The organism is Thermodesulfitimonas autotrophica (assembly GCF_003815015.1).
GTDB lineage: Bacteria > Bacillota > Desulfotomaculia > Desulfotomaculales > Ammonificaceae > Thermodesulfitimonas > Thermodesulfitimonas autotrophica.
On the sequence record NZ_RKRE01000001.1, the window covers coordinates 736,633 to 749,476 of the forward strand.

Annotated in this window: 14 protein-coding genes; all 14 read right to left on the bottom strand. The window is 59.6% G+C overall.

Translation table 11 applies throughout. From position 1 onward, the window contains the following. Positions 1-69 precede the first annotated feature (69 nt). The 14 genes from EDD75_RS03680 to EDD75_RS03740 all read right to left on the bottom strand — a co-directional run bounded on the left by EDD75_RS03680 (position 70) and on the right by EDD75_RS03740 (position 12,820). Complete coding sequence (locus EDD75_RS03680; protein ID WP_123928383.1) at positions 70-924, bottom strand: ATP-binding protein; 855 nt, start codon at positions 922-924, stop codon at positions 70-72. Further along, positions 896-1,759, bottom strand: a complete 864-nt coding sequence (locus EDD75_RS03685; RefSeq protein WP_123928178.1) for a P-loop NTPase — start codon at positions 1,757-1,759, stop codon at positions 896-898. The genes EDD75_RS03680 and EDD75_RS03685 overlap by 29 nt, the downstream gene beginning before the upstream one ends. Beyond that, complete coding sequence (locus EDD75_RS03690) at positions 1,756-2,142, bottom strand: NifB/NifX family molybdenum-iron cluster-binding protein (RefSeq protein ID WP_123928181.1); 387 nt, start codon at positions 2,140-2,142, stop codon at positions 1,756-1,758. Before EDD75_RS03690 ends, EDD75_RS03685 begins: the two co-directional genes overlap by 4 nt. A gap of 1 nt (position 2,143) precedes the next feature. Next, positions 2,144-2,548 carry a NifB/NifX family molybdenum-iron cluster-binding protein gene (locus EDD75_RS03695; RefSeq protein WP_123928184.1) on the bottom strand — a complete coding sequence of 135 codons (405 nt, stop codon included), beginning with the start codon at positions 2,546-2,548 and terminating at the stop codon, positions 2,144-2,146. Positions 2,549-2,771: 223 nt separating this feature from the next. Beyond that, on the bottom strand, positions 2,772-4,157 hold the full coding sequence (locus EDD75_RS03700; protein ID WP_123928187.1) for a sensor domain-containing diguanylate cyclase: 1,386 nt from the start codon (positions 4,155-4,157) through the stop codon (positions 2,772-2,774). Positions 4,158-4,352: 195 nt separating this feature from the next. Beyond that, positions 4,353-4,760: a GerW family sporulation protein gene (ytfJ, locus tag EDD75_RS03705; RefSeq protein WP_211328062.1), complete on the bottom strand. Its 408-nt coding sequence runs from the start codon at positions 4,758-4,760 to the stop codon at positions 4,353-4,355. Between the two features lie 74 nt (positions 4,761-4,834). Further along, a complete protein-coding gene (locus EDD75_RS03710) occupies positions 4,835-5,251 on the bottom strand; it encodes a putative toxin-antitoxin system toxin component, PIN family (RefSeq protein ID WP_123928191.1) in 417 nt (138 codons plus the stop codon). After that, a complete protein-coding gene (locus EDD75_RS03715; RefSeq protein ID WP_123928194.1) occupies positions 5,248-5,535 on the bottom strand; it encodes a type II toxin-antitoxin system Phd/YefM family antitoxin in 288 nt (95 codons plus the stop codon). The genes EDD75_RS03710 and EDD75_RS03715 overlap by 4 nt, the downstream gene beginning before the upstream one ends. An 87-nt stretch (positions 5,536-5,622) precedes the next feature. Continuing rightward, positions 5,623-5,760, bottom strand: coding sequence for a hypothetical protein (locus EDD75_RS11155; protein ID WP_170157692.1), 138 nt, complete (start codon positions 5,758-5,760; stop codon positions 5,623-5,625). A 212-nt stretch (positions 5,761-5,972) separates the two neighbouring features. Further along, positions 5,973-8,411 (bottom strand): methyl-accepting chemotaxis protein, encoded by a 2,439-nt coding sequence (locus EDD75_RS03720; protein WP_123928197.1) that lies wholly within the window; start codon positions 8,409-8,411, stop codon positions 5,973-5,975. Beyond that, positions 8,411-8,908, bottom strand: a complete 498-nt coding sequence (locus EDD75_RS03725) for a chemotaxis protein CheW (RefSeq protein ID WP_123928199.1) — start codon at positions 8,906-8,908, stop codon at positions 8,411-8,413. The genes EDD75_RS03720 and EDD75_RS03725 overlap by 1 nt, the downstream gene beginning before the upstream one ends. Positions 8,909-8,929: 21 nt before the next feature. Further along, positions 8,930-9,985, bottom strand: coding sequence for a protein-glutamate methylesterase/protein-glutamine glutaminase (locus tag EDD75_RS03730; RefSeq protein ID WP_211328063.1), 1,056 nt, complete (start codon positions 9,983-9,985; stop codon positions 8,930-8,932). 21 nt (positions 9,986-10,006) lie between these two features. Continuing rightward, complete coding sequence (locus EDD75_RS03735; protein ID WP_123928202.1) at positions 10,007-10,855, bottom strand: CheR family methyltransferase; 849 nt, start codon at positions 10,853-10,855, stop codon at positions 10,007-10,009. A gap of 87 nt (positions 10,856-10,942) precedes the next feature. Continuing rightward, positions 10,943-12,820: a HAMP domain-containing methyl-accepting chemotaxis protein gene (locus EDD75_RS03740; protein WP_211328064.1), complete on the bottom strand. Its 1,878-nt coding sequence runs from the start codon at positions 12,818-12,820 to the stop codon at positions 10,943-10,945. Between the last annotated feature and the right edge of the window lie 24 nt (positions 12,821-12,844).

Here is a 12,844-nt window from a genome sequence, read left to right on the forward strand (position 1 = left end):
CCTTCAATTTTTACTGAACCGAAGGCCATCCAGGTATGCGAGCAGTCTTAAACCGCCGGCAGCAAGCAGTCAGAGCAGCGCCAGCGCCCCCTCCCAGATATCCCGCACCGCCTTCCCAGCCGCACCGGCCGTGGCTTCCGTTACCGGTTGGTGCGCCAACTGGGCCTTTACAACCGCGCGCGCAAAAGGAATGCGCCCGAGAAAAGCGGCACCAGCGTCATGGCAGTAAGCCTCAATCGCCGCGCTCATTTCCGGGTCGATGTCGGCCTTATTTACACAGACGCCAACCTGCACCCCAAAATGGCGCGCTAGCTCCAGGACCCGGGCAAGATCATGCTTACCTGCAGCCGTAGGCTCGGTTACTAACACGGCCAGATCGGCACCCGAAAGAGAGGCGATAACCGGGCAGCCAATCCCCGGTGGGCCGTCTATAAGCAGATACTTCCGCCTCGTTTCCTGCGCCAGGTGGCGCGCCTTTTCTTTCACCCGCACTACCAATTTGCCGCTATTCTCCTGCCCGACACCCAATTCCGCATAAACAAAAGGGCCGTAGGGAGTGGTAGCGCTGTAAAGGTGGCCGCTCAACCGCTCCGCCAGCGTGATTGCCCCCGCCGGGCAGACATGGTAGCAGACGGCGCAACCCTCGCAGGCGGTCTCGTCCACCACCCCGTCTTCAATGGCGTCAAAGCGGCACCGTTCGGTGCACATCCCGCAACGGGTGCACTTTTCCTGGTCTACCACCGGTAACCGCCCGCCGTAAAACGGCTCCTTGGTTAAAACGGTCGGACTGAGCAGCAAATGGAGGTTAGCCGCGTCGACATCCGCGTCGGCCAGCACCAGGTCCTGCCCCAGAGCCGCGAAAGCACCCGTCAGCGTAGTCTTCCCGGTGCCCCCCTTACCGCTGAGCACCACGATCTCGCGCACGGCCAACTATCCCTCCAATCTCCCGCCAGAGCGCGCGAAAGGCATCCCGCCACGCCGGCAGGCGCTCCGTAAAAGGCGTCCCGGCCGCACCGGCGCGGGCGATTTCCAGATCAAAAGGTATTTCCGCCAGCACCGGCAGACCGCGCTCCCGGCAGAAATCCCGCACCCCACTATCGCCTAGATCGGCTTTGTTAATCACCACACCGGCAGCAATCCCCAATAGGTCCAGCATGGCCACTACCACTTCCAAATCGTGGCGGCCGAAGGGCGTGGGTTCGGTCACCACGAGACCGAAGTCCACGCCCCGCACCGCGTGAACCACCGGGCAGGACGCGCCGGGCGGGCAGTCAATGATGGTATGGGCTGTTCCCCACTCCCGCCGGCGGAGGTTTTTGATCAAAGGCGGGACCAGCGCTTCGCCTACCCGGAGCCTTCCGCCGCCGAAGATGACCTTTCCCGCTCTTCCCTCCGTAATAACGCCAATCTCCCTTTGCCCCTCCGTCAGCGCGCCGGTAGGGCAAAAGTAGGTGCACCCGCCGCACCCGTGGCACATTTCCGCAAATACCAAAACCGCGTCACCGATTAAAGCGAGAGCGTTGTACGCACATACCTCTACGCACCGGCCGCAACTGTTGCACTTGCCCTCCTGAAAAACGGGAACCGGCAGGTAAACCGGCGTAGTCTTGCTGATTTTCGGATGCAACAGGAGGTGCGCGTTCGGCTCTTCCACATCGCAGTCAAGGAAGCAGAGTTCCTCGCCTATAGATAGAGCCAGGTTAACCGCAACGGTAGTTTTACCCGTGCCTCCTTTACCGCTGAGAACGGCGACGATCACCTGTCCTGGCCCCCGCAACCACCGCCACAGCGCCCGTGACCATGCTCCCCTGCGCCGTGATCGCAAAGCGACGGCCCGGTAGCCAGCCTGCCCGCGAGGAAAGCATCCAGCGCTTCATCCACCCTTCCCCGCACGCCGACCAGCGGCACGACCCCGCGCGATAGAAAAAGCTCCTGTGCCCGGGCGCCGATCCCACCGGCGATAACGTGGGTTACGCCTAAATCGGCCAGGTAACCGGGCAAAAACCCGGGCTGGTGCCCTGGATTCGGGATTACCGTCTTCTCCTTTACCTGACCGTTAACGACCTCGGCCAAGGTAAACGCAGGGCAGTGACCAAAATGCTGCGCGACGTAACCGTTTTCCGTTGCCACCGCTACCTTCACCTTACTCCCCTCCTTTCCGCAGGCTCATCTGCCGCCCGCGCCCCATGCCCATACCCGGACGCGGCGCTGGTTCATCCCGGACCTCTTTCAGAGCGCCCTTTTCGTAAGCGGCCACCGCTTCTTTAACCGTTCCGCGGGCACCGGTAAAGCACCGGATTCCCGCCGCCTGTAAAACCCGGTAGGCGTTGGGACCAAGACTCCCCGTAACCACTACGTTGACCCCCTGGTCTACCACCGCCTGGGCCGCTTGAATGCCGGCCCCGCCACCTGCCCCACTGGCAGGGTTCGCGATCGCCTGCCAGGATTGGGCTGCCGTATCGTAAATAACGAAGTAAGCGCAGCGCCCGAAATGCCCGTCTACCGCCGCCTCCGGCCGCGCTGCCGCAGCCGACACCGCAATTTTCATGCCGTCACCTCCCAACTCAGGACGTTATTGTCTTTAGTATGGGCTGCTAGTGATTAATTATAGGCTATTTTTGGGCATATGTCAATTATTCAGACTGGAGGTTTCACCTCAGCCGGTAATTTACTTGTCCGGATCAGAGAAAATCTGGAGGCCCGGCAGGTATATAACAGCGATTTTACCTCTTAAGATAAGTGCCGGTGCGGAAGACAAAACGGGGTGAATCTTAAACCGCAGCGGGCTGGGGCTCGTAAATGAAGTACTGGTTGCGCCCCGAGTGCTTGGCCCCGTAAAGCGCAGCATCCGCTGCCGCGAGGATCTCCTCTACCGAGTCCCCGTGCTGCGGGAATGATGCAATCCCGACGGAAATGGTGAAAGGAGGGTTGGCGTTCTGCGCCACGGCGGCGATAACGCGCTCGGCCACGCTTGCGGCTTCCTGAGCGTCGGCCTGCGGGAGCAGAACCGCAAACTCGTCCCCGCCATAGCGCCCGATAACGTCATTCTGGCGCAGGTTCGCCTTCGCCAGGATAACGAGCTGCTGCAGGCACTGGTCACCCACCTGATGCCCGAGGGTATCGTTTATCTTTTTGAAGCCGTCGATGTCCATCATCAGCACGCTGAAAGGCCGCCGGATAACCTTCGCCTGGAGCATCACCTCCTGGGCCTTTTGGAGAAAATAGCGCCGGTTAAGCGCCCCGGTCAGGTAGTCGGTTGTTGCCGCCCGCCGCAGCCGCTCGTTCACCGCCCGCAGATCAGCCGTCCGTAGAGAAACAAGGGTATCGAGGTTTTCGTTGACCCAGCGCAGATTCTCCTGTACCTGCAGCAGGCGCAGAAAAGGTTCCTTAACGGCCACCAGGAAAATCGCGTGAAAAAGGAGGAAAAACGCAACTAACTTATAGATGTGGGCTAAGTAGTTAAAGAACTCGCTACCGTGAATGGCTAAAAGAGACGAGACGGTGCTCGCCAAGAAAACCCCGGTCACCCGCACCATCATGAGGTAAAGCAACTCGCCGCTGCGCAGGTATTTCAAAGCATAACGAACGGCCGCACCTCCGGTAAGCAGAGCCGCTATGAGTTCAATATTCCCGGCCGTGCTGCTGAGATTTGCCGTCCCGGAACTTACAGAACCTAAAACAGAACCGAATTTAAAGGCTACAGTGGTAAAAGCAGCCGTCGCTACCAGACCCAACCCGACCAATAAATAGCGCAGGGCGGAAGTCGTCCGCCGCGTCTCCCCGGTCATCCCGCCGCAAAACAACCCCGCTGCGGCAAAAAGGCGCCCCCCCACCCAGAAGAAAAGGGCTTTGGCACTGCTGTTCGCCAAGACAAAGTCCGGCAACGCCGGAACGGAAAGGGCGTAGAAGAGGTTCAAAACGGCTACCCCGAGAAAAAAAACGCCGAGTACGTAGTGTTCCAGTCGTTCACTCCATTGTGAGGCGTACCAGAGCACTAAAAAAACACCGAGAGACAACGTCGTGGCCAGAACCTCGCCCGCCAAGTGGAGCGGCACCTCCGGCAGCCGGTCGTGAACCACGTAAAGACCGGTGCCGAAGAGCGTAACCGCGGCATAAAAAAGAGAAAAATAAAGGAATTCCCTTCTTGTAGCTTGCACGCAGATCCTCTCCAGAAGTCACGGAATCCCTTACTAGTGTTTTTTCGACACTAATTGGCAAACTCCTTCTGGGCCACGCAGGTAACTGCCAGAAAGAAACAGCAGCACCGCAACGCCGCACTGGGAAAAGCAAAGGGGAGCGTTCCCCGCAATTGGGCGCAGCCGCTCCCCTACAAATTCTTGAACCCCGGACTTCTACTGCTGGCCGGCCTTTCGCTGCTTTAGCGCCTCGATCTTTTCTAGTACCTGGGGGGTAAGCTCTAATAGGCGCTCCGCAAAGTGGTTTCCCTCAACGGGAATCAGCCGGATATTTTCCCCTTTAACCGTCAGAAAACCGACCGGCTGGACCGAAACGCCAGCCCCACTTCCCCCGCCGAAAGGCAACTCCCCATCCGCCTGACCACCCTGCTCGCCGGGGAAGGCGCTCCCGCCCGCGGCAAAACCACAGGTAACCCGGGAAACCGGAATGATCACCGTACCGTCCGGCGTCTCTACAGGATCGCCTACCACCGTATTAACATCGACAATGCTCCGGATATTTTCCATCGCCGTCTTCATCAGGCCCTCAATCGGGTGCTCCAAAGACGCCTCACCCCCACCCATTAGCCAACCTTCCCTCTCCATTAAGATGACCTAGCGGCACAGTAAATATGCGCCTACAACTTTTTATAAACCGCTTATAAACCGCCGCAGCTTTCCCGCCAAAACCTAATAAATTCTGTCGGGCTCATCACCCTGACCGGTCCACACGCTACTCGAGGAAAATGCTTCTTGTTACCGGTAACAAGAATGACACCGGCGGCGCGCGCCACCTCCAGAAACGGCTCGTCATCCGGGTCGGGGAGCCTTTCCGGCAGAGGCGCGGTGGTGACCAGGACTCCCTCTTCTTCGATTTGAACGAGAATGGCCTTTACAAGCGACTCTTCGAAGCTAAATTTCGGGCGCGCCAAAACTTCCCGGTACTCAGTGAGGATGCGCGCATCATAGACTACTTGCACCAGTCCCCCGGCAACCAACCGGACAATCATCCCGGCAGTGCTATAGCCCTTTAGCAGGCCGGAAACCAGCACATTGGTATCCAACGCTATCCTCATCGTGTCCGGCTCCGCCGTACCGCCCGGATCTCTTTATCTATCTCGGCTGCTGTTATCTTATCCTTACCGGTTTGCCGTGCACGTTCCTGGATCTTATTGACCGATAGCATCGCGCGGGTGCGGCGCAAAGTGGCCAAATATTCCATCACGTCTTCTCCTTCAACACCGGCCAGGATGGCCACCGGTCTGCCGTTTAAAGTGATCACCATCTCCTTCTCCTGCTGCAGTTGACGCCAAATCTCCCCAGACCTCAGCCGCAGGTTACGCACAGAAATAAATTTCATTAAGTTTTGGCACCTCCACCAACGTTTTCTCACCGCTATTGTATACAATTGTGCTACGATTTTGCAACAGCACCGTATCTAACTTATTCAGATAGCTCGCCATCGGAGAAATGGCTGCAACTCCTTTAGCCGCAACAGGCGCACCCTGACCGGTGCTTCCGTCCGCCGGACTTCGATGTGCAGCCGCTCGTTGGGGTCGGTATCCGGTCCCAGAACCGCTACCACGCTCCTCTATAACACAACAACGGGAACCTTGCGGTTCCCGTCAACGCCGGGCCTGCCATTTTCGATTTAATCTTCGGGGAAGCCGGAAAAGGTAGGCCCCAAAGTGGTCGTTGCCCCTCACCGATGTCCGGATGCCGACCTTCCGTGAGCGGATAGCCAATAGGTGGCGGGCTGCCGCGCCTCCCTCCAATATCTCCTAAAGGGCCTAAGTGCTAAAACTTCCCGAACTCGCGGTCATCAAGAGCAATAACGCTTTCCGGTCTGACCCTCTGCGCGCTTTTCGCCTCCGTTCTCTTTCCCGACCGGTTCCGCGACGGGGTTGCGGCTTCACCCGCGCCCTGCTTGCGTAGGAATTTCTGCAAAGCCGCGAGAATCTCGGGCGTCAGCCCTGCAGGCAAGTCTTTTAAAGCTCCCACGAGCTCTTGCCGCTTCTTGAGCTTGAAGCGCTCGAGCATCTGCTGTAAGTGCAGGGCCTGGGAGGAAAGCTCTTCGCTGGTGGCAGCAAGCTCCTCCGCACTTGCGGTGTTCTCCTGAGTGGCCTGGTCAACCTGGCTGAGCCCCCGGCTGATCTGCTCGATGCCCATGGCCTGTTCTTTACACGCCGAGGCAATTTCGCCTACCAGGTCGGTTACCTTCGTCACGTTCAGCACAATCTCCTCCAGCGCCTTCGCCGTTTCCGTTGCGATTCTGGTGCCGACTTCGGTCCGCTTAATCGAATCTTCGATTAGCTCCGCGGTTTCTTTGGCCGCTTTAGCGCTCCGCTGCGCTAGGTTCCGGACCTCCTCGGCCACCACAGTGAAGCCCTTCCCGTGCTTGCCCGCGCGGGCTGCCTCCACGGCGGCGTTCAGCGCTAACAGGTTCGTCTGGAAGGCGATCTCCTCGATCGCCTTGATGATCTTCGAGATGTTGGTGGCCGCCTCGTTGATCTCGCCCATTGCCCTGACCATCTCGGCCATCTGCTGGTTGCCGTTTTCGGCGCTTTCCTTAGCGCGGGTCGCCAGCTGGTTGGCCTGTGCGGCATTATCCGCGTTAAGCTTTGTCTGCGACGCCATCTGCTGCATCGAAGCGGTGGTTTCCTCGAGCGTCCCGGCGGTTTCCGTTGCGGCCTGGGAGAGCTGCTGGCTCGTCGCCGCAAGTTGCTGCGAACCGCCCGCCACCTGGTCAACTGCCGCTACCACTTCGCTTAAAACCTCGTTAAAGGAATCGATGGTAGTGTTGAGCGCGTTCTTGATGATCGCATGATCGCCCTTATAGTCGCCGGTTACGGCCACGTCGAGATTGCCACGCGCCATCTCTTCGAGGCACTTTGTGGCCTCGGTAATCGGTTTCAGGACGGCATCGAGAATATCATTCACGCCTTGGACGATCCGCTGGTAATTCCCCTCAAATTTGGCCGCGTCGGCCCGCTCGCTGAGTCTCCCCTCGAGGGCAGCCTCCGCCAGACTCAGCATCTCCTTCGTGATCTCCATCTCTTTGCTGATGTCGAGCACGTACTCAAGCGCCCCTATGATATTGCCTTTTTCGTCTTTAAGCGGGGCACCGGTATAGCGGATAGGCAGTTCGCCGGAAGGGAGTTTGGCCACCGTATCACCGGTAAAGACACCGTTCTGTCGCATCGCTTTGGCCACCCGGCAGTCGGGCGTGTTGCAGTGGCCCGTGTTGAAGAGGTTGTAGCACTTCTCCCCGATGCAGGCTTCCGGCGTGCGCCCGACAGCAGCGGCCCCCGCAGGGTTCATAAAGCGGACGGTGAAGTCCTTATCCACCACCATAACGGTCGTCGGGATCTTGTTGAGGTAATCAACCTTTGCCCGGGCATCCTCGATGGCGTTCCGAACGTCAGTTTTATCCATCACAATCTCGACGGCACCGATGATCTTCCCGTCCCGGTCCCGCACCGGCGCGCCGGTGTAATGAATAAAGAGGTCTTGGCCAGCGGGACGAGCGTCAGTCTCGTGTTTCTGCACGCTACCCATCGCCATCGCGCGGGCGCAGGCGCAGTTTGGCGTGTTGCAGTCGGAAGTTTTGAAGTGGCTGTAGCACTTCTGGCCACACAACTGCTCTGGGCTGAGGCCAAGGATGGCCGCTCCCGCCCGGTTGATAAAGCGAATACTAAAATCCTTGTCGATAATCATCACCGGCGCGGGTACTGCGTTGAGATAACCGACAAGAGTAGCGACCACCCGGTTGACATCTTCGATAACGCCGGCACAATCCCCGCCTTCGCCGTTCAAATTAGCGCGCGCGAAGAGGTCCCCGGCCTCCACCTTTGCCGCAAGATCCCGGATCGCCCCGGTAACCAGAGCCAGGTCCGTCTTATCCCTGATGATCCCAACAACCCCACCGGCGCCTTCTTCCGCACCGGGGAGAGGCGCGGTAGCGCATTCGAGATAGAGCTGCTTCCTGTTGACCGTTGTGTGAATAGTGACCTTTGCCCCGCTCGTGGTGCTGAAGGCGTCCTCCACCTGGCCGTCCTCCGTCCCGAGCAGGGAGGTTACCGGGGTGCCCTTCACCTGTTTCGCCGTCCTGCCCACCAGCGCGAGGAAGGCGCCGTTAGCGTAAGTCACCTTAAGATCCGCATCCACAGCTACTACTGGCTCCGGGAGAAGATCGAAGATCGCAAATTCCCCTGCCGATCCCTTGCCGCCTTTCATTAGTTACTCCCCCCTTCGTCGAAGAGCAGTTTTCCCGCGTTCAGCAGGATCTTCACCGTATCTCCGACCTTTCCCAATCCCTCGATGAAGCGGCTGCCGCTACCCTTTTTTACCTGCGGCGGCGGTTCGATCTCGCTCTTCGGGATGTCTAACACTTCCGACACTCGGTCGACAATGAGCCCGACCGCCTGCTCGGCAACGTTGATCACCACGATGCAGGTCCGCTCGTCGTAAGGACGCTCCGGAAGGCCGAAACGTAGCCGGACATCCATCACCGGGATCACCTTGCCGCGCAGGTTGATGACGCCCCGGATATAGGGCGGCACATCGGGGACTTCGGTGATCTTCTGCATCCCGATGATCTCCGTCACGTAGCGGATCTCGATCCCGTACTCCTCGTCGGCAAGAACAAAGGTGAGAAACTTGTCTTCCTGCGTATCCTCGTTCTCGTCCTCGTCTTCGAGTAGCTCAGCTTCCAGTCTTTCGTTAAGCGCCATCGGTCTCCCTCCTTTATGTGCTCATCTTCTACCATTTAAGAGGTTAAGAATCGCTCCCGCGATCTCGCCAAGGGGCAGGACAAGCTCCGCGCCGCCGCGTTCGTAGGCGACTTTGGGCATCCCGTAAACGACCGCGGTAGCCTCATCCTGCGCGATCGTCCGCGCCCCGGCCTGCCGCATCGCCACCATCCCGTTCGCGCCGTCGCTTCCCATGCCCGTCAAAATTACCCCGATAGCGTTTGGCCCCACGTATTTAGCCACCGACTCAAAGAGAACGTCGACTGAAGGGCAATGGCCGTTGACCCTTGGCCCCGGCTCGCAATCAACCAGGTAGATGCCGCCAGACCGGCGCACGCGCATGTGCCTGTCTCCCGGAGCGATGAGCACCCGGCCGGGCATTACCCGGTCGCCCGTTTTCGCCTCCACCACCTCCATAGCGCTGACTCTGTCCAGGCTTTCGGCAAAGTGCCTTGTGAAGCCGGGCGGCATATGTTGCACCACGACCACCCCCGGCGTGGTGGCCGGTAAAACCCGGACAATCCGGCGGATTGCTTCCGTTCCCCCGGTAGACGCGCCGATGGCGATTACTTTGTCCGTCGACTCGGCCAGCGCCTTGCTATCGACTTTAATTGGATTGACCGGCGCCGCCCGGTTCACCTTCCAAGCGCGCACGTTGGTAGCCGCCGCGATCTTTACCTTCCTGCGGAGTTCGGCCATCATCGCGCCCAGGCCCCGCGCGATGTCCACGCTCGGTTTGGTTACGACTTCGACCGCGCCCGCCTCGAGGGCCTGCATCGTGAGCGCCCCGCCTTTTTGGGTCAGCGCGCTCACCACCACCACCGGCAGGGGGTACTGGGGCATAAGCCGCTTTAAAAACTCGATCCCGTCCATCCGCGGCATTTCGATGTCCAGGGTGAGGACATCCGGCTTGAGCTTGACGATCTTATCCCGGGCCTGGTAGGGATCGGCCGCCACCCCGACGACCTCGATCTCCGGGTCCTGCGCCAGTCCCTGCGCCAGGATATCCCTGACCAGGGCCGAGTCGTCCACCACCAAAACCTTAACCTTCTTCTGCACCAGCGTCACCCCGGTAAAAGACTATTCTCCCAGTCCGCAAACCTTCTGGTAAACCGAGGGGTTCACGAACCGCCAAAGGCCAAGCGACCGGTCGATAGCTTCCGCGTGCCCCACGAAAAGATAGCCGCCCGGCTCGGTATACTTGTGAAAACGCTGTAAGAGTGCCCGCTGGGTGAGCGGGTCGAAGTAGATCATCACGTTCCGGCAGAAAATGGCGTGAAAGCGCCCTTTGAAAGGATAGTCGCTGCGGATCAGGTTCAGGCGCCGGAAGAGTACCAGTTGCCTTAACTCCTCCCGCACCGCCCACCGCCCGTCGGTGAGCGGCACAAAGTAGCGCTGCCGGTAAAGGGGCGGCACTCTTACAATTTCTTCTTTGCTGTAGATTCCGGCCTTTGCTTTCTCCAAAGCAGTCACGGAGATGTCGGTAGCTAAAATGCCCACGTCGAAATTCCTTAAATCGTCCCCGAAATAGTCGCTCAGAACCATCGCCAGGCTGTAAGGCTCCTCGCCCGACGCGCAGCCCGCCGACCAAACCCTGATCTCCCGCCCCCCTTTCTGCGTAATGGTCCGGCAGATCTGGGGCAACACCGTGTTCTTGAAGAAGTCGAGGTGTTCTTTCTCCCGGAAAAAGAAGGTGTGATTCGTGGAAATCCGGTCCACAAGGCGTAAAAGGGCCCGCCCGGTTGGATCCTGCAGAACATACTCGTAATACTCCCGGAAACTCCCGAAACCACCCGCCCGCAGCTCCTGCTGCAGGCGCGCGATGACGAGGTTGCGCTTCTGCGCGGTCAGGTTGATCCCGCACTTGGCGCGCACTAGATCGCTGATGAGTCGCAATTCTTCGTCGGTCAGCGTCAAGTTTTGCTCCATGGTCCCACATCCTTCGCCGGGGAAAAGACCAGGGGCGAAAAGGAGGCCAAGCTTCCGGCTAAGAGCGCCCCCTTTCGCACCAATTACCTAAAACTTGCCGAAATCCGTATCGTCCAGCGCAATAGCTTCTTCCGGCCGCTCCTTCTGCCCGGAAGCCGCCGCTTCAAGCTTGGCTGCGCCGGGTGCCGGCACGGCCCGGCGGTGTGTCTGAAGCGCGGTCCCGTAAGCGCGGCCTCCCGCCTGCTGCCAGTCCTTCAGCTTGAACCGCCGCAGCATCTCCCGCAGCAACTGGGCCTGCCCCGAAAGCTCCTGGCTCGTCGCCGCCAACTCTTCGGTGCTGGCGGTGTTCTGCTGGGTGACTTGGTCGACCTGGCCGAGCCCGACGCTCACCTGCTCGACGCCCAGCGCCTGCTCCTTCGAGGCCGACGCTACCTCGCCCACCAGGTCCGTCACCTTGGTCACGTTCTGCACGATCTCCTCGAGGGCTTTGGCCGTCTCCTCGGCGATCTTCGTTCCCAATTCCGTCTTCCGGATCGAGTCCTCGATCAGCTCCGCCGTCTCCTTGGCCGCTTTAGCGCTCCGCTGCGCTAGGTTCCGGACCTCCTCGGCCACTACGGCGAAGCCCTTACCGTGCTTGCCCGCGCGGGCCGCCTCCACGGCGGCGTTAAGCGCCAGCAGGTTCGTCTGGAAGGCGATCTCCTCGATCGCCTTGATGATCTTCGAGATGTTGGCCGCCGATTCGTTGATCTCGCCCATCGCCCTAACCATGCCGCCCATCTGCTCGTTGCCCCGCTCCGCGCTCTCCCGCGCCTGCAGCGCCAGGCGGTTGGCTTGGCTGGCGTTGTCTGCGTTGAGCTTTGTCTGGGCCGCAATCTGCTGCATGGAGGCGTTGCTTTCCTCAAGTGCACTCGCCGATTCGGTGGCGCCCTGCGCTAACGCCTGGCTGGTGTCGGCGATCTGCTGCGCCCCGCTCGCCACCTGTTCGACAGCGTTGGCTGCCTGACCCAAAAACTCATTGAACGCCTCAATGGCCGTATTAACGGCGTTCTTGATGACGGCGTGGTCACCTTGGTAGTCACCAGTTACCGCCACCGTGAGATTGCCTGTAGCGACCTCCTTGAGCACTGCCGCGGCCTCGTTAATCGGCCGCATTACCGCATCGATGACATTATTAATCCCTTTAATGATGCCCCTAAACTCCCAATCGATCTTGTCTGCGTCTCCCCGGACGTTGAGCCGGCCACTCACTGCCGCGTCTACCAGGTGCCTCGTTTCGCCGAGGAGTCCACCAATAATCCCGTTGATATTTCGGGCAAAGAAGGCCCCCATTACAACCACCAGCAGAACGCCCAGAACAATGGCGCCGATGACCGTCCTCTCCGCCACCGCCTGCGTCCGGTCGGCAACCTTCATGTCTTCCTCAGCTTGGCGCGCGGTAAGCTGCACCAGTTCCCCGAGTAGCGTCTCTGCCGTGGCGGCCGCATCTGCTTCCCGCCCCAAAGCCACGGCCTGCATCCTATCATAGAAGCCTTTATCCCCGGTCCGAGCGTATTCCTCGGCCAACCGGATAAACTCCGTGTGCTCTTGCCGCCAGGCTTCCCAGGCGGCGGTAAACTTTTCCCAGCGTGCCTGCTCGGCCTCGCTCTTCGGCAGAGATGCGTACTTCTGCCAACTTTCCTCTATTTCCCGCCACGCCGCCGCCACCGCCTTGAGTTCGGCATCCCGCTGGGCGCCGGTGATACCAGGAACCAGCAGCGCCCGTTCCGCTCTTAAGATGTCCATCTGAAGCTCCCGGATGGTGAGTAACGCCTGGGTGCCCGGCAGCGTCACCTCCGCCGTCCGGTCGTAGTTTTTCATCGTCACCGCCATGCCCCTCAAGCCGAGAAGCCCCACCAGTAAAGTGATCAGGGTCGCCATCGCCAAAGCTACGGTTATTTTGGTGGCCAGTTTCATTTTCCCGAACATGCACAGCCCCCCTAAAATCTTCCT

Coding starts and splice junctions, on each gene's coding strand:
- EDD75_RS03695 (WP_123928184.1), bottom strand. CDS start 2,548: ATGAAAATTGCGGTGTCGGCTGCGGCAGCGCGGCCGGAGGCGGCGGTA.
- ytfJ (WP_211328062.1), bottom strand. CDS start 4,760: ATGGGTGGGGGTGAGGCGTCTTTGGAGCACCCGATTGAGGGCCTGATG.
- EDD75_RS03710 (WP_123928191.1), bottom strand. CDS start 5,251: ATGAGGATAGCGTTGGATACCAATGTGCTGGTTTCCGGCCTGCTAAAG.
- EDD75_RS03715 (WP_123928194.1), bottom strand. CDS start 5,535: ATGAAATTTATTTCTGTGCGTAACCTGCGGCTGAGGTCTGGGGAGATT.
- EDD75_RS03720 (WP_123928197.1), bottom strand. CDS start 8,411: ATGAAAGGCGGCAAGGGATCGGCAGGGGAATTTGCGATCTTCGATCTT.
- EDD75_RS03725 (WP_123928199.1), bottom strand. CDS start 8,908: ATGGCGCTTAACGAAAGACTGGAAGCTGAGCTACTCGAAGACGAGGAC.
- EDD75_RS03735 (WP_123928202.1), bottom strand. CDS start 10,855: ATGGAGCAAAACTTGACGCTGACCGACGAAGAATTGCGACTCATCAGC.
- EDD75_RS03740 (WP_211328064.1), bottom strand. CDS start 12,820: ATGTTCGGGAAAATGAAACTGGCCACCAAAATAACCGTAGCTTTGGCG.